Raw genomic sequence first — 24,280 nt, 5'->3', positions numbered from 1 at the left:
ATTGAGTATGACCTCGACCAGCTCTGACGCCCCCTTTCACGACCGCATGCTGTCTCTGGGCCTGGCCCGGGTCGCCGAACAGGCCGCACTGGCCTCTGCCTCGCTGATCGGGCGCGGCGACGAAAAAGCTGCCGACCAGGCCGCCGTGAACGCCATGCGTGAACAGCTGAACCTCCTGGACATCGCAGGCGTCGTCGTTATCGGCGAAGGGGAACGGGACGAGGCTCCGATGCTGTTCATCGGCGAAGAGGTCGGCACCGGCGATGGTCCTGGCGTGGACATTGCCTTGGACCCGCTTGAAGGCACCACCCTGACCGCCAAGGACATGCCCAACGCACTGACCGTGATCGCCATGGGTCCGCGCGGCTCGATGCTGCACGCGCCCGACACCTACATGGACAAGCTGGCCGTCGGCCCGGGCTACCCCGAAGGCGTCGTTTCGCTGGATATGTCGCCGCGTGAACGGGTCGAGGCGCTGGCCAAGGCCAAAGGCTGCGCGCCGTCGGACATCACCGTCTGCATTCTGGAGCGCCCCCGCCACGAAGCGATGATCGCCGAAGTGCGCGAAACCGGCGCCTCGATCCGCCTGATCACCGATGGTGACGTGGCCGGTGTCATGCATTGCGCCGAATCCGAAGTGACCGGCATCGATATGTACATGGGCCAAGGCGGCGCCCCCGAGGGTGTTCTGGCCGCTGCGGCGCTGAAATGCATGGGTGGTCAGATCTTTGGTCGCCTGCTGTTCCGCAACGATGACGAAAAGGGTCGCGCCGCCAAAGCTGGCATCACCGACCTGGACCGCGTCTACACCCGTGACGAGATGGTCACCCAGGATGTGATCTTTGCCGCCACAGGCGTTACCGGCGGCTCGCTGCTGCCGCGCATCAAGCGCGAGCCGGGCTGGCTGGAAACCACCACCCTGCTGATGCGGTCGAAAACCGGTTCGGTCCGCCGCATGTCCTACCGCACCCCGGTTGAGGCACAGGGCTGATCCAGCCAACTGTCAGGCCCGAGCGCAGCGGCGCGACGGCTCGGTCGGATTAAACTTTCAAAGGGCCGGGTCCGCAGGGCCCGGCCTTCCTGCATGGGAGAGATGCGTGAGCTTTCTAGGGGTTGAACAGTCACTCACCGGACGGCGCTGGCTGGGGCCGGGCATCGATCTGGAACGCGCAGCCGAGGCCATGGCTCAGCAAACAGGCCTGCCCGCCGCCGTCTGTCAGGTCCTCGCCCGGCGCGGCGTTCCCGCCCATGAGGCAACCGGTTTTCTGACCCCCGCGTTGAAGGATCTACTGCCCGATCCCCGGCGCATGAAGGACATGGAAACAGCCGCCGCCCGGTTCCTGGAGGCGGTCGAGCAACGCCAGCGCATCGCCATCTTTGCCGATTACGATGTCGACGGTGGCAGCTCTGCGGCGCTTCTCTTGGTCTGGCTGCGGGCCATGGGGCAGGATGCAACACTCTATATCCCTGACCGTATCGACGAGGGTTACGGCCCCAACGACGCCGCCATGTCCGCCTTGGCGCGCGATCACAATCTGATCGTCTGCGTCGATTGTGGCACGCTGTCCCATGGACCGATCGCAGCGGCCAAGGGCGCCGATGTGATCGTGCTGGACCACCACCTAGGCGGCGAAACCCTGCCCGACTGCGTGGCGGTGGTGAACCCGAACCGGCAGGATGAAGACGGGGATCTGGGCTATTTCTGCGCTGCAGGCGTGGTGTTTCTGATGCTGGTCGAGGTGCGACGGCAGGCCCGGGAAAAGGGGCTTGGCACCGGGCCGGACCTGATGGCCCTTCTGGATCTTGTGGCACTTGCCACCGTCGCGGATGTGGCGCCGCTGATCGGTGCCAACCGGGCGCTGGTGCGTCAGGGGCTCAAGGTCATGGCCGCGCGCAAACGCGTGGGCCTGGTGGCGCTGGCCGATGTCAGCCGCATGGATTCGGCGCCCTCCACCTATCACCTGGGCTTTCTGCTGGGACCGCGGGTCAATGCCGGCGGGCGCATCGGCAAGGCGGATCTGGGCGCGCGTCTTCTGGCCAGCGACAACCCGCACGAGGCCGCAGCGCTGGCCGAACGCCTTGACCAGCTCAATACCGAACGCCGCGACATCGAGAACGCCGTACGAGCCGCCGCACTTGAGCAGGCGGAGGCGCGCGGGCTGGACGCACCGCTGGTCTGGGCCGCAGGCGAAGGCTGGCACCCGGGTGTTGTCGGCATCGTCGCCTCGCGCCTGAAAGAAGCCGCAGGCCGTCCGGCGGTGGTCATCGGTCTGGACGGAGACGAGGGCAAGGGGTCGGGCCGGTCGGTCAGCGGCATCGATCTGGGCGCCGCCATCCAGCGGCTAGCCAGCGAAGGCCAGCTGATCAAGGGCGGCGGGCACAAGATGGCCGCCGGTCTGACCGTCGCGCGCGACAAACTGGAAGAGGCCATGGCACGGCTGGGCGATCTGCTGGCGAAACAAGGCGCCGGGGACCTTGGCCCTGCCGATGTGAAACTCGACGGCATGCTGATGCCCGGTGCTGCCTCGATCAACCTGATCGAGCAGATCGAGCAGGCCGGCCCCTTTGGCGCCGGTGCCCCTGCCCCGCGCTATGCCTTTCCCGATCTTGAGGTCCGTTTTGCCAAACGGGTAGGCGAATCGCATCTGAAACTGTCGCTGAGCGACGGGCTGAGCAGCGGCATTGACGCCATTTGTTTCGGCGCCTTCGACACCGACCTTGGCCCCCGGCTGCTGGATCATGGCGGCGCCCGATTCCACTTTGCCGGACGGCTGGAGATCAACACCTGGGGCGGCCGTCAAAGCCCGCAATTGCGCCTGGAGGACGCCGCGCCAGCGTCCTGAAGGGCGCTTTTTCCGACAGGGAAATATTTTCGCTGAAACCCCGTTTTTTCGCTTGCGGCAACTGACGGGAATATCTAAACACCGCTCACACACAGAGTGGCCCGTTCGTCTATCGGTTAGGACGCCAGGTTTTCAACCTGGAAAGAGGGGTTCGATTCCCCTACGGGCTGCCACTTTTCCCTTCCTGAATAGCAAAATTTACCGCCTAGTTTGTCGTGGCATTCACTGATTTGCGCCCAACTGCGTTCAGATCCGCATGTGCGTAGTAATGCCTTTCACAAAGCCAAGGCAGGGCCCCTTCAGCCCCTGACGATCTCTGCGCCGTGAGGATGTCGGCCCCGGTGGCCAATTCAGGCACTCCGAAAAGAGAAGCGGCCGCAGACCCAAAGGTCCACGGCCGCTTCCAATCTCTATCTGTTCAGGCTCACGCCAGGATCAGCACATCGTCAAAGACCAGGGTCTCGATGCTGGTCAGCGTATCGACATGGCCAGTGGCGTTATCGGTAACTTCCCAGGAGCCAGAGCCGTTGTCCACAACGGTAAAGTCAGCTTCGACCCCATCGAACTCAGCCCGGTCATCGCCCAAACCACCGTCAAGCACATCGCTGCCCCGGTTGAACAGGAAGGTGTCATCACCGGCCTCACCGTAGATGGTATCGGCACCCAGACCACCGTGCAGAACGTCGTCTCCGCCGCCGCCTTTCAGCAAATCGTCCCCTGCGCCACCGCCAAGACGATCGTTCGCCCGGCCACCGTCGAGGGTGTCGCTTCCAGCACCGCCCCGCAGAGTATCCTCACCCAGACGACCTACCAGATCATCGGCACCATCGTTGCCGATCAGCACATCCGAACCCAGTCGGCCAATCAGATTGTTATCCTCCGCGTCCCCGATCAGCCGGTCATCGAACAGCGAGCCGGTCACGGCTTCGACGTTCATCAGAACATCACCTTCCGCTTCACCACCGATACCGGTTCCCGCCTCGAGATCCACAGTTACAGCTTCGGCAGAGTCCACATAGTAAGCGCGGTCAGTGCCGTTACCGCCGTCCAGCGTATCTGCGCCGTCACCGCCGATCAGCAGGTCCCAGCCGCCGCCGCCTTCAAGCAGGTCGTCTCCGCTGCGGCCGTTCAGAGTATTGCCCTCGTCGTCTGAACCGATCAGCGTATCCGCAGCATTGGACCCGATAACGTTTTCGATTCCGGTCAGGGTGTCACCATCCGCCTTACCGCCCACACCAGTTCCGTTCTCAAGATTGACGGTCACACCTCTGATTGAAGTCGCATAGGTTGCCGTATCCGTGCCAGTGCCGCCGATCAGAACATCCGCACCAGTGCCACTGTCAAACAGATCGTCACCTGCACCGCCGTCAAGCGAATCCGCGCCACGGTTGCCGATGAGTTCATCATCACCACCAAGACCCAAGATTGTGTCGTCACCAGCCAAACCGACCAGAACGTTATCGAAATCATCGCCAACAATGTAATCATCATCGTTCGTTCCGGTCACGGCTGTATCGCTGCTGCGGTTGATCAGCAGGAAATCTTCCAATTCCAGCTCGGAGGTGACGCCGCTCAGCGTTGCGATCTCGTAATCGCCGAGGCTGACGTGCAAACCGTCACCTTCGACGCTTTGCGATACCACATCCTTGAAGTTGACGTCGGTGACGCTGAGATCGATCAGTCCCAGAACATCCTCTCCCTGCTGGAAGTCGGTGACAGTGCTGCTGACGATCTTCGAATAGTCGTTGGTGACACCATAGGAAAGAACGAACAGGTCATCGCCGTCATCGCCGGTCATGGTGTTGCCGCCCTGGCCGACCAGAGTGTCGTCCCCGGCGGAACCGGAAACACCTACACCCTTGCCGTTGATGGTGACTTCTTCATAGCTCATGACCAGCTGGGTGTCATAAAGCGTTGCAGGCTTAATGTCGCCTTTGACGTAGAAGGCCACGTCGAAATTGTTGGTCATGTTGAGACCGTTGATCGACACCGAACCCGCGTTGTTCTGCCAGCCAGCACTGATCGCCAGCGGCGATACGGGGAATTCCCAGTCCAGAAGGTTGATCACGGTCTGGGTGTCTTCGCCGACTTCGTATTTCACCTGATCGTTGGTGGTCGGCGGCTCCAAGCTCGGGTCGGTCGGAATGACGACGCTGGGCAGATCCTGACCGTATTTATCCGGCTGCAAGCGCCAGCGCGGCCCGACGATGTACTCGGTGCCATCTTCATTCAGCACCGCCTCAAAAGGCTCGCGATCCATGGTGGTGTACCAGGCGTTGGTATAGCCCTCTTCCAGATCTTCCGACATGGCGCCGATCTGATCCAGGGTCGAGCCTTGCGCCGCCGCAGCCAGCGCCGGATCTTTCAGAACGGTGCCTGCCGGATACAGGGTGCCATCACCGCCATAGTAGTCATCGGTGGTAACCCATTTGCCATCCTCAAGGATTTCATAGGTGGGCAGCTGGCCAATGGCGGATTCGTTCTCGAAATCCTCGGGGCGGATCTGGTCGTTCGGGTTGTTGGTGATCGTGTGACGGGTGACCAGCTCGGCCTGGGTGATCTGGAACAGCGGGATCAGATCATCATTGTCGGCATCCGGGGTCGACCATTCGTCCGGCAAAGGCAACTCGGCCTCGATGCGCACATCGTTCGGCTTCTTGATAGTATTGCCCCAACGATAAAGCAGCTTGCCGTCATCCTTCAGCGTCACCGAATAGTCGTTACCGACCGCGATGTTTTCCTGAATGGTGGCTTCATTGGGCTCCAGCACATCCTTCAGATCCAGAACACCGTCGCCGTTTACATCGCCGACCTGAGGCAGCACGTCCGCCACATATTGACCGTCGTATTCGCCGCCAACAATCCACAGATTATCGTCCAGCTGGTACTCTGCATCCGGATCACCGGGGAAACGCTGATCCGACAGCACCTGCTGCATCACCACATAGTGTTCGGTCGAGGCTTTGACCGTGTTGCCACCAAGGCCAGCCAGCCAGGTGCCGTGAACTGCCGGGGTCTGAAAAACATCGGTGGGGGCGTTCGAAACCACCAGCCCCAGATGCTCTCCGCCCTCACCGGACAGATCGCCAACGAAGCCTTCTTCGTATTCCGGATCGTCGAAAAAGTCTTTTTCAATCGCTTGGTCAAAATCAATGACGTTATAGCCAAATTCGCTGTTTACCGGATACAGCGCGACGCCCTCTTTGGTGATCACCGGTTCGGCGGAAAAATCCACAACGGCAGGATCGCCGTCTTGGACATCGCCCTGTGTCAGCCCACCGAAGGTACCAGTCACATCATTTGTGCTGAAGGTGTGTGTCACTGTATACGTGGGTGTTTGGTTGAGCACTTGATCTGCCATGATGGGTCCCCCGGCAATACGCTTCAAAGTTTCAAAATCTTCCGCCCGCAAAAGACCGGCTCGGCATCATGTGTTCGCGCGCCTTCACATGCGGATGTCTTGATGTTTACAAACCGCAGATCAAAAGTCTTTTGATCTTGATCAAAAGACGCAAAAAAGACTGAGGACGAGGCTCCCCGCCCCATATTAAGCCCGCTGCACGCCGCCTGACGCGTACCGCAAAAGATGAATGCAAATAATTGAATTTATTTTACAAAAACGTACATAAAGTATGAAATCTCATAGTGAGCCTCCAATCGTTTTCAAGACCGGTGGCGACAGGCGATTTTTTGCCGACAGCCCATGTTATTACGAGAAAAAGGACCACACCCGGACGTAACCCCGCCCGGAAATTGCGTTTTTCGCAGAAGGTTCAGCGCAGCAGAATGTTGATTTTCCGAAAACTTGATTCTCCTGACTGCGGCCTGCCCTACCCTTCCCGCCTCTCTTCACAAGCCCAGAGGCCGCGCACGATGCGCCGAAAACGCTCAGCGCCTAGCCCGCACCGCTTTCAAACGATATTTAGGCCAGTTTTCACAGCCGGAACCAAGACAACCATAAAGCGTTGCGAAAAATCGGGGAGTGATATGCAAAGAAGAGGCTGGCCCACGACATATCAATGTGGAGAAAACCTTTGACCGAATTGCAGCGCAGGCCTTCTGACGCCGCTTTTGGGGGGACGCGAACTGCCCATGAAACCACCCGGAACACCCGCCTCGAATATTTCTTCCCAAATGAGCAAAAATCACTCTTGCGCCCACTCACCTGACTGAGTACATAGCGCCTCACGCACAGAGTGGCCCGTTCGTCTATCGGTTAGGACGCCAGGTTTTCAACCTGGAAAGAGGGGTTCGATTCCCCTACGGGCTGCCACTTCCTCCCATACTGCTATCTTAGCCTGGCATGCGGTTTGCGGTCCTGTTGCGCGGTTCGAGCCAGTAAAATCCAGCCGCAGCGCCGCCCGGGTCCAGCCCTTTAATCCCTACCCTATCGGCTGCCCTGATCAGGCTTCATCCGTTCAAACCGCCGTAGGCCTCCCTCTCGAAGAGCAAAAGGGAACCGCCCTCTTGGGCAATTCCCTCTGTTCATGCTGCTCTGACCTTCGGCCGAGCTCAGATAGTCACAGCTCGGCCTCCCGGCTGCGGGCCAGGAACCACACGAAAGACACCACCGACAAAAGCAGCAAAGCGACGGCAACCGGGCTTTTCAGAACCTGGGTCAGATCCCCGTTCGTCAGCGCAAGCGATTGTGCGATGGATTTCTCGAATCTTGGTCCCAGAAAGAACGCGATGATGAAGATCACCAGCGGATAGCCGAAACTGGACATCAGGTACCCGATCACCGCGAAGATCAGCATGATCGCAACGCCGAACAATCCGTTGGTTGCCATCGACACCCCGACAAAACACAACAGAACCGCCGAGGAAAAGATGATGGACTCCGGCGCCGACACCACTTTGACCCAAAGCCGCAGCCCGACCTGCCCGATCCACAGGTTGATGAAATTCGCCATGATCATGGCCCCGAACAGCCCGTAGACAAGCCGCCCCTGATTTTCGAACAGCAAGGGGCCGGGCTGCATGCCGTGGATCATGAAGGCACTGATGATCAGCGCCGCGCTAACACTGCCCGGAATGCCCAGCGTCAACAGCGGGATCAGGTTAGAGCCGACAACCGCAGAATTGGCGGATTCGGCTGCGGCGATGCCATGCAGGTTGCCCTTGCCAAAGCTTTGCGGATCTTTTGAGCGGGCCTTGGTGAAGGCATAGGACATGAAGGCGGCAGCGGTCGAACCGATCCCCGGTAAGGCGCCGAAAATGGTTCCGATGGTGGCACCGCGCAGCATGGTATAGCGACAGGACCAGTATTCCGCCCAGGTCACCCGACGGTCGTCCGGGTTGCCGGTATCCTCCATGATGATGGCGGAACGGACGCTGCCATGGGCATCGGACATGCGGCGCAGGATTTCCGAAATGGCGAGCATGCCAATCGCAACTGATGGCAGGGGCAACCCGTCGAACAGATCCCAATAGCCAAAGATGAGCCTAGGTGTGTAATGCTCCGGATCGGTCCCGACCGAAGCCACCAGCAATCCCAGCGCCGCTGCGATGATACCCTTGGTAAGGGAATTGCCGATCAACCCGGCCAGAACGGAAAAGGCAAAGATCATCAGTGCGGCGATCTCAATCGGGCCCATGCGCAGGGCCAGAACCGCCAGCGGCGCCGACACGGTAATCAATACGATGTCGCTGAAGGTATCGCCTGTCACCGAGGAAAACAGCGCCATCTTGGTGGCCTTGAGGGGCTTACCCTTCTTGGCGAGCGGGTAGCCGTCCATCGCGGTTGCCGCGGCATCGGGGGTGCCGGGGGTATTCATCAGAACCGCAGGCACCGCGCCGCCAACCAGTCCGCCCTTGTTGACCCCCACCAGAAAGGAAATCGCCACCAGCGGATCCAGCGCAAAGGTAAAGGGAATAGCAATCGCCATGGCCATGATCGGGCCGATGCCGGGCACCGCGCCGACGAATTGCCCCAGGATCACGCCGCAGATGACGAACAGCAAGTTGATCAGGGAAAAGGCATCGCCAAATCCGGCCAGTATTGTTGAAAAATCCACCATGGTCACACTCCCTCAGGGCAAGGCGCGGCCAAGCGCGTAGGTCACCAGGAACCAGATCAGCGCGGGCATGACGATGACGCCCGCCGCCAGCCAGGCCGGGCGGCGTTCCCCGATCATCCACATGATCGCAAACGCCAGCGGCGGGGCGACATATTCAAAACCGAACACGGACATCGCATAGATCCCACCTGCCAGAACCGCCACATAGGCGCCTGTAATCGCAAAGACATGCGGTCTTTGGGTGCGGTGACCGGTCGGTTTCAGCATCAGGAACGCGCCACTAACGGCGATCACAATGGAAATCAGATTGGGCATCGTATCCGGTGACAGATTTCCCCCTTCGACCCGCTCCACATAGGAGGGGATGACCAGGAAATAGAGCACAAGACCAAGCACAAGAAAGAACGCGCCCGAAGCACGGTCGGCAGACAAACCCATGGAACTCTCCCAAGTTCTGAAACCGCCCTGCGCGCGAACACGCGCAGAGCGGTTTGCGGTTTTATTTCGCGAACAACACGGCTGCGTTTGCCAGACCGTCGGTCATCATCTTATGGGTGCCCTCGGGCCCCATGTTGATCGGCGCGCCCTTGACCGCGTTCTGCACGATTTCAGCCATTTCGGGAGAGGCAACCGCTTCATCGATCGCGGCCGCGATGGCCTCGACCGCGGCAGGATCGGTGCCTTTTGTGGTCGCCAGATAGAACACCGGATCGACATAGGCGTTGATGCCGGATTCCACGAAGGTCTTGACCTCCGGCGCATAGCTCAAGCGCGACTGGTTGGCGCCCGCGATCACCTTCATGTCGCCGGATTCAAGATAGGGAAACTGCTCTCCCGATCCGAAACCCGCAAGCACCTGACCGCCCAGGATCAGCTTCATCACCTCGGCGCCACCATCGGCGGTCACCAGGTTGAAATCCGCCCCGGTGGTCTTGGTCGTTGCCTTCATCATCAGAACCTGCGGTGGCGCCATGGTAGCAACCGCCAGTTGTCCCTGCTCCTTGGAATAGGCGATCAGGCCCTCCAGATCGTCAAAGGGCGCATCGGCGCTGGCCACCAGCGCAAGCTCTGCCTTGGCAACGGTGCCAAGGTAATCAAAGCTGTCGACATCAAACGGCAGCTGATCGCCGCGCTGAACCAGCTGGACCAGAACGGGGATGCTGACCCCCATGCCAACGACCTTGCCCTGCGGGGGGCGCTGCGACAGGCCGGTGAACATGGCAACTCCGCCGCCGCCAGGCTTGTTCTCGACCACGATGTCCCAGCCGGTGTTCTTCTCCATAACGCTGGCCAATACGCGGCCCATGGTGTCTGTCGATCCACCAGCACCAAAACCGACCTGAATGGTCAGCGCTCCATCGGGTTTCCAGCCCTCTGCGGCCAGCGGCGCGGCAAGCGTCATCATCGCGGCGGCGCCCAGCGCCAGAATCCGGGATTTAAGTGTCATGTGATTTCCTCCACTTTGTTGTCTTTCCTCCGTCACCCACAAACAGGCGCGACGGGTCTCCTCCTGGAAAGTTACTTAACCAGTAAACTATTTATCTCTCCCCTTGATCAACAGTGAATTTCCTCGGCCAGACGGCGCAGATCTCCTCACCTGCGCCGGATGGTTATGCCCCGGCGGTTTGCGCAACTCCCAGCAACGCCAGCCGCGCCGGACGCATTGCGGCAATCACTTCCAGCTGGCGCGTGGCGATCCGCGTCAGCCGCTGCGGATCCGAATGGGCCGATGCGGCCCGCAGAACCCGGCTCCACAGCGCCGTCAAAAGCGTATCGCGGGTCAGCAGATAGAATTCATGCGCAAAGGCGGTTGGGTCAGGGTTGTCCAGCAACTGTTTTCGCGCAAGGTTCCAGCCTTCCAAGGCAGCAGCAACGGCCTCTGCCTCGTTGCCCTCTGCCGCCATGAAGGCCGCGAAGGCCTCCGCCGGGGGTGTACCCAGCAGACGTGTCGCCAGCATGCGTTCGTGAATGCCGTTAGCCCCTTCATAGATCGCGGTGATGCGGGCATCGCGATAGGTCTGCTCCAACCGATATTCGCGCAGATACCCATAGCCGCCCAGCACCTGCACACCCAGTTCGGCGCCGCGGATACCGGCTTCGGTGCCGCTGACCTTGGCCAAGGGGGTCAGGAATTCCACCAGATCGGGATTGTCGCCCTTCTCCATGGTGACAAAGGCCAGATGGGCAATCGCGCGGGCGCCCAGCGCACCGGCGTCGATCTCATCCAGCATCCGGCGCACATCCGCGTGTCCATCCAGCGTCACCGGCTGTCCATCCGCGCCGCGTCCCTGCTGGCGCTCTGCCGCATAGGAGGCCGCCACATCATAAGCACGCGCCGCATGGGCCACGCCTTGCAGCGCAACATCAGAGCGGGCGTGGTTCATCATCGTGAACATCGCCATCAGCCCCTGCCCCTCGGTGCCAATCAGTTCGGCCTCGGCGCCATCAAAGGCCAACTGGCAGGTGGGGGAGGCATGCAGGCCCATCTTTTCCTCAATCCGGGTGACGGTGACAGCGTTGCGACTGCCATCGGCGCGGGTGCAGGGACACAGGAACAGAGAGAGCCCTTTGATCCCGTTGTCCGAGGTTCGCGCCAGCACCAGATGCAGAACCTTGTCGCTCATGTCCTGGTCGCCGCCGGAGATGAAGATCTTCTCACCGGTGATGTGCCAGCCATCCCCATCGTCGTTGGCCCGGCAGCGCACGCGCGAGAGGTCCGATCCCGCTCCGGGTTCTGTCAGGCACATGGTCGCCAGCGTCTCACCCGAGGCCAGCGACGGCAGGTAGCGGGCCTGCTGATCCGCCGTGCCGAACCGCGTCAGAGTGCGCGCAGCCCCCGGAACCAGCCCGGTGACCATCTGCATGGAATGATTGGCGCCTGAGAAAATCTCGGATGTGATCGCCAGCATCATCGCGCCCATGCCCTGGCCACCGAATTCCTCGGGGATGGTGAGGCCCGGCCAGCCCTGTTCAGCGTAAGATCGGTATAGATCCTTGAAGCCAGCGGGCATCGCGACGCGGCCATCCGTCAGCGTGCAGCCCTCAAGATCACCGGGTTCATCCAGCGGTGCGATCTCACCTTCGGCAAAGGCCGCGAAATGCCCGGCAATCTCTGACGCGAATTCCGCATCCCAATCCGGCAGATCCGCTGTGCCCACCACATGGTTCAGCGTGAACAGAATGTCCTCAACAGGGGCGGCAAAAGGCTTCATTGGTTATTCCACTGCATAATAGTCGATTTCAACGGCAGAGGCCCGGCGGATACCGGAGCAGACAAAGAGCATGTGATTGACCCAAGCATAGCGGTCATCGCCGGTCTCCAGCCGCGCGGCGGTGCGCATGTAATAGCTGGTGGGGTCCACATCCTCGCCCTTGGCCAGCCGCGCAATCACATCAGGCGGGCCGTGACGGCTGCCGACGTTGACGATCTCGATCACCGCGCCGTCTTCGGTTTTCACCGCATAGCGCGTATCAAGATGGGCGGCGCCATCGCTGTAGATGGTCTGCCAGTCGGCCCCGAGGTTCAGCACCTCGCCGGTCAGATCGGGGCCAAGCGCCTTGCCCCCGATGATCTGTATGATCCGCCGCACACCCGCGCGTCCCTGCCCCATTTCAATCGGGGCACCCAGTTCCACCCGCAGGCGGAAGGCATGGCGCAGCTTTGGTGCGGGGATCTCCATCTCAGTCGACCCCAAGCAGACGCATGGCGTTGCCCTTGATGATGTCTTCGCGCAGGTGGTCCTTAATAGCAATTTTCTCGAAATCAGACAGCCAGCGTTCCGGCGTGATCATCGGCCAGTCGGATCCGAACAGCACCTTCTTCTTCAGAATCGAATTGCAGTATTTCACCAGGATCTCGGGGAAATACTTGGGCGACCAGCCGGAGAGGTCAATATAGACGTTGGGCTTGTGCTGAGCCACCGACAGCGCCTCTTCCTGCCAGGGGAAGGACGGATGCGCGAGGATGATCTTCATATCCGGGAAGTCCACCGCCACGTCATCCATATACATCGGGTTGGAATACTTCAGCCGCATACCGTTGCCACCGCGCATACCGCTGCCGACGCCGGTCTGACCGGTGTGGAACAGGGCGATACCGCCTTCTTCGGCAATCGCTTCATACAGGTCATAGGCCATACGGTCATTGGCATAGAAGCCCTGCATGGTCGGGTGGAACTTGAAGCCCTTGATGCCAAAATCCTTGATCAGGCGGCGCGCTTCGCGGGCGCCCATCTTGCCCTTGTGCGGGTCGATGCTGGCGAAGGGGATCAGAACGTCGTCGTTCTCGGCCGCCAGTTCAGCGACCTCTTCGTTCTTGTAGCGCCGATAGCCAGTTTCACGTTCGGCATCGACCGGGAAGATCACCGCGGCGATATTCTGCTCGCGGTAGTGCGCAGCCGTCTGCGGCACGGTGGGCGGATGCTGCCAAGGCGCGCCGAAATAGCTGGCCATGGTTGCCTGCAGTTCATCATAGCCGTCATCGGCATGGCAGCCGCAGGGCTCTTCGGCGTGGGTGTGGAAATCGATCGCGCGGACCTTGGAAAAATCTACCATCGTTGTGTTCCTATCAGAGTTTCGCAATGCCGCTGGCAGCGTCGTCATAAAGCCGCTCCAGCAGATCTGCGCGGCGCGTCAGCACCTTGCGGAAGTTGAGGTTGCCCTTGGCGGTGATCTCAGCATCGGTGAGCGAGGGCGGCTCGGCCAGCACAATGGCGCGCACCACCCGGGTGGAGGAGCCGGAAATGCGACCTGCGCGCTCGTTCAGCCGGTGATGAATGTCGGACAGAAGCTGCGGACAGACCAGCGCGCCGCCGTCTTCCTCCAGCGTGAAGCCTGCTGCCTCGATCGCCTCGCGGTTGGGGAAGATCATCACGCCGATCTCGTTCTTGTCCTGCCCGGTCACCACCAGATCGGCGGCCAGCGGTGCAAGGGTCGAGAGCATTTCGATCCTGAGGCCCGCCGCCCGCACCCAGGTGCCGGTCAGCAGTTTGAAGTCCTCGGAAATCCGCCCGTCAAAGCGCATGCCCTTGTTGATGTCGTCCTTGTCCACGAACACCATGGCATCGCCGGTGATGAAATAGCCCTCCTCGTCAAAGGCCTCTGCGGTCTTTTGCGGGTCTTCGAAATAACCGGGCATCACGTTCGGTCCCTTGACCCGCACTTCGCAGCGCATGTCGTCATCCGGGATCAGTTTCAGGGTCACACCGGTCATCGGCACACCCACCACGCCCGAGCTTTCCGTCGGCTCCTGCTGGATCATCGTCGCGGGCGCAGTCTCTGTCAGCCCCCAGGAAGAGGTCATCAACGGCACCTCGCCCTTGATCTCCATCGCCATGGTCTCGAAACCCGACCAGACCTCCTGCGGCAGTGAGGCGCCGGCGTAAAAGATCATGTCCAGCTCTTCAAAGAAACGCTGACGAAGCCCCGCGTCATTTTCCAGTGCCTCCAGCAGCATGGCAAAGCCCATGGGCACATTGAACACAAGGCTGCCGGTTACCATCGACAGGTTCTCGACTGTGCGATCAAACAAGCCCTTCACCGGCTTGCCATCGTCGATGTAAAAACTGCCGCCATTGGCCAGCATCATGTTGAAGTTATGCGAGCCGCCAAAGACGTGGTTCCACGGCAGCCAATCCACGATGCGCGGCGGGCGCGCGCGCAGGAACGGCAGGCTGTCGGCGAGTTGGGTCTGATTGACGCACATCATCCGCTGCGTGGTCAGCACCCCCTTGGGGTTCGAGGTCGACCCGCTGGTCATCAGGATCTTGGCGACGGTATCGGGCGTCACCTTGGCAAATCCCGCGTCCACATCGACGCCCGCATCGCCTTTCAGAAGGTCCGCAAAGGCCGTGACATCGGTGCCGCCGGTGCGGGTCGCAACGATCTCAACACCCTCAAGGGCATCCAGTTTCAGTGCCTCGCCGTACTGATCGGCATCGACAACATAGGCCATCTTTGGCCGCACCAGTTCGATGGCGTGGCGCAGGCGGCCATGGGCGCCGTGGATCAGCGAATACTGCTCGGCCACCGGTACGGTCGGCACACCGGCGTATTGCGCGGCCAGCGACAACAGCCCGTGATCGACGCCATTTCCGGACATGATCAGGATCGGCGTGTCCGCCCCCATGCCCCGCGCCAATAGCGCCGCCGCAATGGCGCGCACCTGCTGCAGGGTCGCCGCATAGCTTTCCTCGCGCCAGCCCGCGCCACTGCGCTCGGCCAGGAACACCCGCTCGGGCGCCTCTTCGGCCCAGCGGTGCAGCCAGTCACCAGTCCGCTCTGTCACCGGCCCCAGATCGTATTCAGACCGCAAAAGCAGGCTGCCATCGGGGCGATCCTCGCGCGTGACGGCGTGTGGCAGGAAATTGGACGTCCGTTTCATGGTCTATCCTTTCGACAGGCTTTTCTGGATCAACTGCATCGCCGCGATCACCGTGTCGCGGGTCGTTGCATCCATGTTCTCCAGCAAGCGTTGTTCATGGGCGGTCACTGCGGCCACCGCTTTTTCACAGAGCTGGCGCCCAGCCAGCGTCGCCTTCAGCGCATAGGCCCGCCGGTCCGTCGGTACCCGGTCGCGCACGATCAACTCGCGCCGTTCCAGCTCGTCTATGATCACGACAAGATTGGGCCGTTCCACATCCATCGCATCCGCCAGCTGCGACTGGCGCAACCCCGGATTATCGACGATCAGCACCAGCGCCGTGTAGGTCAGCATCCGCAGATCAAAAGGCTTCAGCGTCCGGGCCAGATCGGTCTGCACGACGTTGAATGCCCGCTTCATGTGATAGCCGACAAACGCGCGCAGTGTTTCATCGCTGACGTGAGACACGCCCATTTCAGGCTCAGGCTCTTTGATGACGGTTTTCATCGGATCACCGGAACTTAGGGGCACGTTTTTCAAGGAAAGCACGCAAGCCTTCCTCGGCATCCGGCGTGGTCTGCGACAGCGCCGCCGCCAGCGATTCCGTGAACAGACCATCGGCCTGCGACATGTCGTTGATGCGGGCAATCGACTGGATCATCAGATAATTCGACAAGGGCGCGTTGCGGGCGATCTTGCCCGCCAGCGTCTGCGCCAGCTCCAGCGCCTCACCTTCGCCCACCGCATAATGGGCAAGGCCAAGCGCCACGCCGGTTTCGGCATCGTATTTGCGCCCCGTCAGCATCATCTCGGTCATCCGGTCCGCGCCCAAAAGACGCCCGACCCGCGCGGTGGCGCCGCCACCCACAAAGATGCCGCGCCGCCCTTCGGGCAGCTGGAAGATGGTCGAAGGTTCAGCGATGCGAACATGGGTCGAGCTTGCCAGCTCCAGCCCGCCACCGATCACCGCCCCGAACATGGCGGACACAACCGCCAGACCGCCGAACTGGATCTTCTCCATCACCTGGTGCCACTGGCGCGAGTGATAGAGGTTTTCCTCGGCCGAGCGGTGCACATGTTCCGACAGGTCCAGCCCCGAGCAGAAATGTCCCGCAGTGCCGGTCAGGATGACAACACGCACCTCCTTGGGCGGCGCCGAGAAAAAAGCATCAAGCGCCTCCAGCAGCTCTTCGCACATGGCGTTACGCTTGTCCGGACGGTTCATCGTCAGGGTGGCGATGCTGTCATTGATGTCGATTTTGAGTATCTGATCGCTCATGCGCGGGATCCTTCAGCGCGGCGGCAGGCGCACAGCGCCATCCAGCCGGATGGTTGTTCCATTGAGAAATGGATTGGTGACGATCTGCTCGGCCAGAAGCGCGTATTCCTCGGGCGCGCCCAGCCGGGCAGGAAAGGGAATATTGGCGGTGATCTGCGCCGAAATCTCGGGCGGCAGCCCTTCCATCATCGGGGTCTGGAACAGGCCAGGCGCGATGGCCATGACGCGGATGCCCGATTGCGCCAGTTCGCGCGCGGCCGGCAGGCACATGGAGGCAATCGCCCCCTTGGAAGCCGCATAGGCCGCCTGCCCCAGCTGGCCATCCTCGAAAGCAACCGAAGCGGTGTTGATGATCACCCCGCGCTCGCCATCCGCCAGCGGGTCCAGCTCGGCCATCAGGCGAGCAGCATGGCTCATCACATTATAGGTGCCAAAAAGGTTCACCCGCAGCGTCTTTTCAAACACATCGAACGACAGCTTGCCGCCACGACCAACGATGCGCGCCGCCATACCGACCCCGGCGCAGCTCACCGCGATACGGGGAGCGCTGCCCAGCTGCTCTGCGATGCTGTCGAGGGCTGCACCGACGGCGGCTTCATCACTGACATCTACATGCAGGGCGATGCCGCCGATCTCATCCGCGACCGCCTTTGCCCGTTCGATAGCGAAATCCAGAATGGCGACTTTCGCGCCTTTTACGGCAAGATGCCGGGCCGTCGCCGCACCAAGGCCACTGCCGCCACCTGTGACCAGCGCCACATGTCCATCTATCTGCATAGTTCCTCCCCGAACTGGATAACTGATATTATAGTTATCCCGCATACCTTCTTTTTAATCGTTATACGAAATACCTATCTCGCGCCAACAAAATTTTCACAAACACTTAAACCACTAATTTTGAATACGTTTTGCGGACCGCCTCGGGTCTATCAGCACGAATCCATACTCCTGCGCAGCTGGCGCCGCCGTCAGGTTTGATCCTGTTTCAGCTCGGCCTCGCCGTCAAAAACCTGCGCCAGGCGGGCCAGCGCCTTGTCGATTTCGGGGATCTCCATGTGGCAACAGCCCAGAACAAGCCCGTTCAGCCCGGTGACCTCGGCGGCAAATCCCGAAAGCGGGCGCAACCCCAGACCGGCGTCCCGCGCCCGCTTGCAGACTTCGTGATCTTGCCAGCCGTCGTTCAGATGAAACACTAGTTGCATGCCCGCACCGTGGTCCGGCGCGCTGCCATAGGCGGAAAACTCCTGCTGCAGCCGCGCCAGCAAATGCTTGCGCCGCTCACCATAGATACGCCGCACGCGGCGCAAATGGCGGTAGAACTCGCCGCTGTCGATGAACTCTGCCAGGGCCTGCTGCGGCATGCCGCTGGCCCGGGTGCCAAAGCGCAGCAAACTGTCGTGCAGCGGCGTAATCAGCGTCTCGGGCGCGACCACATAACCGATCCGCAGCGCGTTCGAGAAGGTCTTGGAAAAACTGCCAAGGTAGATCGTCCGGTTCAGCCCATCGAAACCCGCCATTGCCGGAATGGGGCGCCCCGCATATCGGAACTCGCTGTCATAATCATCCTCGATGATCCAGGCGCCGGTCCGTTTGGCCCAGTTGAGAAATTCCAGACGCCGCCCCGGCGCCATCGCCCCGCCCAGCGGATGTTGATGCGATGGCGTCAGCACCACCGCCTTCAGGTCGGCATCCTTTTCGGGAACACAGGCGCCAAGAGCATCGACACGGAGGTAGTGCGAGCGCAACCCCTGCGATTGCACGATACGGTTGAGGGGCGGATACCCCGGGTCCTCGATCCCGATGGCGCTGCCGCGTGGTGCCAAGGTGCGCAAGCAGAGCTCAAGCGCATCCGTCGCCCCCGCAGTGATAATGATTTGCTCGGCGCCTGCCTCGATCCCCCGCCACTCTGCCACATAGGCCGCAATGGCCCGGCGCAGCGCCGCGTTGCCCCGGACCGCGCCACCATCCAGCATGGTTTCCGGCGCCACCCGGCATATCCGCGATACGCAGCGCGCCCATTGCCGGTGCGGGAACAACCGCATGTCCGGCTCTCCACTGTTGAAGGGCAACAGGGCACGCGGCGTCTCCTTTGCATGCTCCGGGGGTGCAGGATGCACCGGCTGCAGTTCGACCTGCCCCATGGCGCAGACGGTAAACCCCGAACCGCGTTTTCCCGCGATGTAGCCTTCGGCTTCCAGCTGCTCATAGGCCGCCACCACGGTCGAACGCGACACCCCCAGCTCTACCGCGAAACTGCGGGTGGCCGGCAGCTGGCTGGCCTCCGGGATCTCTCCTGCCGCGATCCGCGTCCGCAGCGCCGTACAGATCTGCTCGAACACGGGAACAGACAGACTGCGGTCAATGGAAAAGGTCGGCCCGGGTACCTGCTGCACGGTATTGGTCTCCACATTCCGCCCAATATTGCCCCATTGCGTCAGTCCGGTCTACTATCCCACCCACACCGCAGATCCACGAAGGTTTCGTTATAGCAGGCGCCCCCGGCAATATCCGTGCGCAGGGCCGAGGGAATCAGCGCATTCGCCGTGCGGCCGCTGCGCGAGCTGGAAAGCCAGGTGCCCTTGGGGCTGTAGACCACGCCGGGCCGGGTGGCAGTTGTCACCTCCAGCGTAAAGGTCACCTTGCCCCGGGCATTCCAGACGGTGACGGGATCGCCATGGCTGAGCCCGCGTGCCTCGGCATCCTGCGGATGCACCTGTACCACCTCTGCCCCCGCCGACAGCGCATGATGGCCAAAGGTCGCGTTGGTCCGCTTGTCCGAACTGGGGGTGACCAGCACCAGCGGCAGATCCTGCGGGGCGGGGTCATAGCGCGGCACACCGCATCCGAACCGATCCTCAAGCTCCTGACTGAACAGCTCAATCCGCCCAGACGGCGTCTGCGGCATCACCGAGTGGCATAGCACCAGCGGACTGCCATCCCCTGCGGTCAGCGCGATGGCCCGGTCACAGGGCATCTCGCTGGGTGGCTTACCCCCGAAAACCGGATGCGACGCGTCCATGGCCTGATCCATCAGGTCCTTGTCACTGTCGCGGAACTCGGGTTCCTGATAGCCGAACCGGGCGGCCAATCGGCGAAAGATCTCGGTATTGGGCAGGCTTTCCCCCACCGGCGCGATCACCGGTTCCGCCCGTTGAATGTAGTTCTGCCCATAGGCGCCATAGATGTCATCATATTCGAAATGGCTGGCGGCAGGCAGGATCACATCGCAATAGGCCATGGAATCCGTCATCACCACATCCGCGCCTGCGATGAACAGCTCCTCTTGCATCAGGGCTTCGATCATCCGGTCCTGATCGGGGTGCGTTGCAACAGGGTTGTGGTTGTAGATCATCACGGCCCCGACCGGCACATCAAGGTTCCGGTCCAGCATCTTTTCCGCCACATCGACGATATTGAAACAGCGCGTACCGGGGTGGATCAGGTGATCCCCCTGCAGGCGGGACGAGGTCTTTGGCGCGGCGGCCCCGGATTTCGCGACCACCCCGGCACCGGGGCGCCCGTGATGGCCCGTCAGCGCATTCAGAGCCATCGCCGCGCGCAGCCCGGCACCACCTGACCGGGTCCGCTCGATCCCGTTGCCAAAGGAACTAGCCATCCGGCGGGACGCGACGATCCAGTCCACCAATTGGTGCAGCTCTTCCGCAGGGAGGCCGCAGATGTCGGCGACACGATCCGGGGTATAGGCGCGGGCCTCCTCCATATAGGAGTCAAACCCATGGGTCCATTTGCCGATGAAGGCCATATCCAGCGCATCGCGCCGCTCCAACTCGGCCGCCAGTCCCAGCGCAAGAACCACATCGGTTCCCGGTCGCAGTTGCAGGTGCATATCGCATTGCTCGGCCAGCTTGATCCGCTTGGGATCAATCACCACCACCCGCGCGCCGGATTTACGGGCCTCTTTGATCACGCGCATGAAATGCAGGTTGGAGACCGTGACGTTGTTGCCCCAGACAAGGATCAGATCCGATTGCACTGCCTGCTCCGGCGGCATGCCCGGCGCGCTGCCAAAGAGGCTGGCGTAGGCCTCTCCGCGCACACCACCACAGAGCGGCCCGCGATCCAGCAGCGTCGCCCCCATCCGGTAGAAGAACCGCCGGTCCATGGATCCCCCGGCCAGTTCACCATGTGGCCCGGCATAGTTCAGCGGCAGAACCGATTGCGGCCCATGCGCCTCGATTGCCTGATTGAAACCTGCATGGATCAGGTCCAGCGCCTCCTCCCAGGTGATCCGCTCATAAGACCCCGATCCCCTCGGGCCGGTCCGTTTCAAGGGGTGCCGCAAGCGCGCCGCGCCATGCACGAAATCCGGATAGCAGCGGGCCACCTTGTTGCAAATCACCCCGGCGGTGAAGGGGTTCGCTGTCGACCCCCGGACTTCGGAAATCCTGCCACCCTCGACCTTGACGGTGAGGCTACAGGTATCCGGGCAATCCAGCGGGCAAACGCTTGGGCGAAAGGCGGTCGGGTCTTGATTGGTCATCTCGGCCTCTGAAAACAACACTCAAAGGGCGGATACACCGGTAACTGGGAGGGCGTTAAGCTCCAATTGTGGCAAAAATGACCAGTCCAATTTGGGAGGGCACCCAAATTCGGCTGGACCAGTGGGGGTCACTTTCTTGAACAGCATGCCCATGCCCGGCGCCGCTGAGGGGCGCCAGACAGAGGCGATCAGGGCCTGGAAAGATCAGGAACCCGGGGAGATCAGGACGAGGTATTGCAACAGTCGGCAGGCAGCCCCGGCGGAACTGGGAAGGTCAGTGATCGACGGCCAGAACGTCCTTTTCCATGCCCTTTTCATAGAAACAATGCTGCGCCCGGCCAGATCCCTTGGCCGCATAAAGCGCGACATCCGATTCATTCAGGATTTCCGCAGCGGTAAAGGTGCCGCTGTGCCAAGCCGAAAGCGTAGTGCCCGCGCTCGCCGAAATCTTGCACATCTTGCCGCCATAGGGAATCGGCACCTCCAATTCGGAGATCAGCCGTCTCGCCAGCCCTTCGATCTGGCGCAGATCGCGCAGGTCATTGAAGATCAGGACAAATTCATCGCCGCCAACACGCGCAACCGTATCGGACTGGCGGGTGCATTCTACCATGACACGGGCCACATGCTGCAACACCGCATCCCCGGCGGCGTGTCCCAGCGTGTCGTTGACCTGTTTGAAGTAATCGAGATCCAGATGCATCAGGGCAAAATCCCGGCCGCCGCTGATCAACCGATCCAGAATGTGATCCATGGCGCGGCGGTTCTTGAGGCCCGTCAGCGTATCTGTGAAGGCCTGTTCCTCGGCCGCGATCTTGGCCCCTTGCAGACGCAGGTTCAGCTGGCGCGAGGCCTCCATCGCGGCGGACTTGGCCTCAACCAGATAAAGCATCTCGATGGTGAGATCGGTTGGAGAAAAATCCGCGCTGGTCAGATCATAATCCCGCACAGCTTCCAGAACCGAGATCCCGAAGGACAGGTTGATGATCGCGCCCAGCCCCTGTGGCAAAGGCACGAGAACGCCTTTCAGGCTGGTTTGCGGCGTGTCCCGAAAATGCAAATGCAATTTGGACCCGGCCGTATTGACCAGGTCCGCCATGGACCGAACCCGGCGCGGGCGCGACAGATCAAAGACACGGAAAAACCGACGCCCCTCCCATTTCAGATCGGGTCGGAGCTTTCTGAGCGTGGGGCCGACGCGCTGGATATACCCCTTGGCATCCACGATCGCATACATCGGGCAGATCTGATCCGCGATGACGGCAAGCTGTTCATTGGTCATCATAGGGAATGCGCTCCCAGATCAAAGGCCCGCCCTTCGGCAAATTCTCTTTCCACCAGGGTGATGGAAATCACCTCTGCCCCGTCCTGCGCACCGCTTGAATCCAGAATAACGAGATCTCCGTAATCGTCGGCCATGGCCCGCAAAACACCCATCATGACATTTGAATAGCCGGGCAGCCCCGGCTGGCAAACCAGTTCGAAATGACCCGGTGACTGTTCCAATAACTCCAAGCCCGGCAGATAAAGATCGGATACGGCAAGACGGGCACGCCCCGGAAGGTCATCCAGAGAATGCAAAAACTCAACATAATTGACCCCGCCGAACCGCAGCAGGCGGCGCAGGGCTTCGACCTGAGGGTTGGACACCAGAAAGGTCCCCATATCCTCAAGCATCTCAGGCAGCGGACGCTCCAGCACCGTTTCCATGGCACTCAGCATCTTGTTCGACTGGTCATCCGTATAGGTCAGCATGGCCTCGAATTGTCGAAACCCAAGCCCAGCCACATCCATGATTTCATACCAGCGGTCCGCGCCATAGGTGCTGGTCACAAAAGCCTGGATCGCCCTGTTGATCAGACCATGCATATCTTGGCCCCTTTTCCTACCGTGTCCCATTATTGGGCCCTGTGTGTTAAAAAACGCCCAACATCGGCAAAATTCATCCAAACAGCACCACGTTCCGGGCACATCCACGTGCCTCCCCCGAAACAGACCGCAGCCTCTAGGTATCCCTTACCGACAGGACAAGCCCCCGGAGGTGGTCGTGCGCACACAGCCCGGTAAACTCCCGGTGAAACGGCATAATCCGCACCAGGCTCACAGGACACGGGCACCTGATATCTTAGCGCCAAGAGCAGGCACCGACGCGACATCATTTGCTTGAAAGAGTTCCGGCGCGGACCCTAGCGATGCCAACCCGCACCCGTCAAGCCAGATGACATCTTGCTTGCATCCTTTCCTGCATCAGTCGCGGGGCGGCAGCAGTGCCCGCACCCGCGCAAGGGTTGCCGTGCTGACCGCGACCCCGGCCTGTTCTGCCCGCGCCCGTGCTGCGGCACGCCCATCGCCCGGCAGGCGCGCGCCTTCCTGCGCCCGGACCGAGGCCACAAGCGCACCCATGCGGTCTGCATAACCTCCACCCGAGGTCGCGCCCGGATCGATGGCAATGAAGAACTGTCCGGTGCGGGGCGGCCCGCCTACCGGCCCCGAAAACGGGCTGGCCTCACTGCCCAAAAGGGCCCCGGTCATCGCTGCCGCCATCATCTCGACCATCAGCGCTACGCCAACGCCCTTGTACCCCCCGGCAGGCACCATGGTGCCCTTCAGTCCCGCCTCCGGGTCCGTGGTCGGATTGCCCGTCGCATCTAGCACCCAGCCTTCGGGAACCGGTCTGCCTTCGCGGGCGTGTTTCATCACCTCGCTTTTGGCGATGGCACTGGCGGATTGGTCGATCAGAACCATGACCTGCCCATCGGGGCCCGGCGCTGCGATAGAAAAGGGATTGGTGCCCAGAACCGGCTGAGCGCCACCTGATGGCGCGATCGAAGCCGGCGCATTGGTAAAGCCGATGCCCATCAGCCCCGCCTGCGCCAAGCGCTGCGTGTGGCAACCCAAAACGCCGCAATTGTAGGAATTGCGGATCGCAAGTACCGCAACCCCCTGCTCCCGCGCCATCGGGATCAGATGTTCAAACCCAAGATCGATCGCGGCATGGGCAAACCCGGTGGCTGCATCCACAGTCACCACGCCGGGCCGGGATCTGGAGACCTGCGGCTGGGCCTGACCGTCCACCTTGCCGCATGTCACATGCTCGGCGTAGATCGGCACATAGGCCAGACCATGGGAGGCAACCCCATCCGCTTCGGTCATGGCCGTAGCCCGGGCCAAAGGCGCGGCATTTTCACGGCTGGTCCCCGCCGCCATCAGCGCCCGGAGCGCCAGATCTTCGATCTCTGCCAGAGAGAGGGTTTCTGTCGCGCTCATCTGTCTCCG

18 protein-coding genes and 2 tRNA genes are annotated in these 24,280 nt (G+C 61.3%); 4 read left to right on the top strand and 16 right to left on the bottom strand.

The window, feature by feature from the left end; all coding sequences use genetic code 11:
- Positions 1 to 7 precede the first annotated feature (7 nt).
- The 3 genes from glpX to AC5SSZ_RS03105 all read left to right on the top strand — a co-directional run bounded on the left by glpX (position 8) and on the right by AC5SSZ_RS03105 (position 3,016).
- Positions 8 to 991: a class II fructose-bisphosphatase gene (gene glpX / locus AC5SSZ_RS03115; RefSeq protein ID WP_495436868.1), complete on the top strand. Its 984-nt coding sequence runs from the start codon at positions 8 to 10 to the stop codon at positions 989 to 991.
- 106 nt (positions 992 to 1,097) lie between these two features.
- Positions 1,098 to 2,843, top strand: a complete 1,746-nt coding sequence (gene recJ / locus AC5SSZ_RS03110; protein WP_495436866.1) for a single-stranded-DNA-specific exonuclease RecJ — start codon at positions 1,098 to 1,100, stop codon at positions 2,841 to 2,843.
- Positions 2,844 to 2,941: 98 nt separating this feature from the next.
- Positions 2,942 to 3,016, top strand: a tRNA-Glu gene (locus tag AC5SSZ_RS03105).
- Between the two features lie 251 nt (positions 3,017 to 3,267).
- Here the strand turns inward: AC5SSZ_RS03105 and AC5SSZ_RS03100 are convergent.
- On the bottom strand, positions 3,268 to 6,138 hold the full coding sequence (locus tag AC5SSZ_RS03100) for a calcium-binding protein (protein ID WP_495436864.1): 2,871 nt from the start codon (positions 6,136 to 6,138) through the stop codon (positions 3,268 to 3,270).
- A 903-nt stretch (positions 6,139 to 7,041) separates the two neighbouring features.
- Here AC5SSZ_RS03100 and AC5SSZ_RS03095 point away from each other — a divergent pair.
- Positions 7,042 to 7,116, top strand: a tRNA-Glu gene (locus AC5SSZ_RS03095).
- A gap of 247 nt (positions 7,117 to 7,363) precedes the next feature.
- Here the strand turns inward: AC5SSZ_RS03095 and AC5SSZ_RS03090 are convergent.
- The 15 genes from AC5SSZ_RS03090 to AC5SSZ_RS03020 form a co-directional block, all read right to left on the bottom strand.
- Entirely contained in the window at positions 7,364 to 8,863 is a 1,500-nt protein-coding gene (locus AC5SSZ_RS03090; RefSeq protein ID WP_065270931.1) for a tripartite tricarboxylate transporter permease, read from the bottom strand.
- A gap of 12 nt (positions 8,864 to 8,875) precedes the next feature.
- A complete protein-coding gene (locus AC5SSZ_RS03085; RefSeq protein ID WP_274867332.1) occupies positions 8,876 to 9,301 on the bottom strand; it encodes a tripartite tricarboxylate transporter TctB family protein in 426 nt (141 codons plus the stop codon).
- A 61-nt stretch (positions 9,302 to 9,362) separates the two neighbouring features.
- Positions 9,363 to 10,310 carry a Bug family tripartite tricarboxylate transporter substrate binding protein gene (locus AC5SSZ_RS03080; RefSeq protein ID WP_065270933.1) on the bottom strand — a complete coding sequence of 316 codons (948 nt, stop codon included), beginning with the start codon at positions 10,308 to 10,310 and terminating at the stop codon, positions 9,363 to 9,365.
- A 163-nt stretch (positions 10,311 to 10,473) separates the two neighbouring features.
- Positions 10,474 to 12,075: an acyl-CoA dehydrogenase family protein gene (locus tag AC5SSZ_RS03075; protein WP_495436861.1), complete on the bottom strand. Its 1,602-nt coding sequence runs from the start codon at positions 12,073 to 12,075 to the stop codon at positions 10,474 to 10,476.
- 3 nt (positions 12,076 to 12,078) lie between these two features.
- Positions 12,079 to 12,543, bottom strand: coding sequence for a DUF3237 domain-containing protein (locus AC5SSZ_RS03070; protein WP_065270935.1), 465 nt, complete (start codon positions 12,541 to 12,543; stop codon positions 12,079 to 12,081).
- A 1-nt stretch (position 12,544) separates the two neighbouring features.
- The gene (locus AC5SSZ_RS03065) at positions 12,545 to 13,417 is read right to left on the bottom strand and encodes an amidohydrolase family protein (protein ID WP_065270936.1); all 873 of its coding nucleotides are present in this window, start codon (positions 13,415 to 13,417) and stop codon (positions 12,545 to 12,547) included.
- A 13-nt stretch (positions 13,418 to 13,430) separates the two neighbouring features.
- Positions 13,431 to 15,245 (bottom strand): feruloyl-CoA synthase, encoded by a 1,815-nt coding sequence (locus AC5SSZ_RS03060; protein WP_495436858.1) that lies wholly within the window; start codon positions 15,243 to 15,245, stop codon positions 13,431 to 13,433.
- A gap of 3 nt (positions 15,246 to 15,248) precedes the next feature.
- Complete coding sequence (locus AC5SSZ_RS03055) at positions 15,249 to 15,731, bottom strand: MarR family winged helix-turn-helix transcriptional regulator (protein WP_065270938.1); 483 nt, start codon at positions 15,729 to 15,731, stop codon at positions 15,249 to 15,251.
- A 4-nt stretch (positions 15,732 to 15,735) separates the two neighbouring features.
- Positions 15,736 to 16,503 carry a crotonase/enoyl-CoA hydratase family protein gene (locus tag AC5SSZ_RS03050; protein WP_274832390.1) on the bottom strand — a complete coding sequence of 256 codons (768 nt, stop codon included), beginning with the start codon at positions 16,501 to 16,503 and terminating at the stop codon, positions 15,736 to 15,738.
- Between the two features lie 12 nt (positions 16,504 to 16,515).
- Positions 16,516 to 17,280, bottom strand: coding sequence for an SDR family NAD(P)-dependent oxidoreductase (locus tag AC5SSZ_RS03045; protein ID WP_495436855.1), 765 nt, complete (start codon positions 17,278 to 17,280; stop codon positions 16,516 to 16,518).
- 191 nt (positions 17,281 to 17,471) lie between these two features.
- Positions 17,472 to 18,896: a MocR-like pyridoxine biosynthesis transcription factor PdxR gene (gene pdxR, locus AC5SSZ_RS03040; protein ID WP_495436853.1), complete on the bottom strand. Its 1,425-nt coding sequence runs from the start codon at positions 18,894 to 18,896 to the stop codon at positions 17,472 to 17,474.
- A gap of 41 nt (positions 18,897 to 18,937) precedes the next feature.
- Positions 18,938 to 21,004 carry a molybdopterin-dependent oxidoreductase gene (locus tag AC5SSZ_RS03035; protein ID WP_495436851.1) on the bottom strand — a complete coding sequence of 689 codons (2,067 nt, stop codon included), beginning with the start codon at positions 21,002 to 21,004 and terminating at the stop codon, positions 18,938 to 18,940.
- 274 nt (positions 21,005 to 21,278) lie between these two features.
- Positions 21,279 to 22,289, bottom strand: a complete 1,011-nt coding sequence (locus AC5SSZ_RS03030; RefSeq protein ID WP_495436849.1) for a diguanylate cyclase domain-containing protein — start codon at positions 22,287 to 22,289, stop codon at positions 21,279 to 21,281.
- Positions 22,286 to 22,873 carry a heme NO-binding domain-containing protein gene (locus tag AC5SSZ_RS03025; RefSeq protein ID WP_065270943.1) on the bottom strand — a complete coding sequence of 196 codons (588 nt, stop codon included), beginning with the start codon at positions 22,871 to 22,873 and terminating at the stop codon, positions 22,286 to 22,288. The genes AC5SSZ_RS03030 and AC5SSZ_RS03025 overlap by 4 nt, the downstream gene beginning before the upstream one ends.
- Before the next feature lie 378 nt (positions 22,874 to 23,251).
- Positions 23,252 to 24,271, bottom strand: coding sequence for an Ldh family oxidoreductase (locus AC5SSZ_RS03020; RefSeq protein WP_495436846.1), 1,020 nt, complete (start codon positions 24,269 to 24,271; stop codon positions 23,252 to 23,254).
- Positions 24,272 to 24,280: the final 9 nt, after the last annotated feature.

The organism is Phaeobacter sp. CC-HEC084, assembly GCF_059429255.1.
Note: the sequence above shows the minus strand (reverse complement) of the source record. Positions and strands in the feature narration are given on the sequence as shown.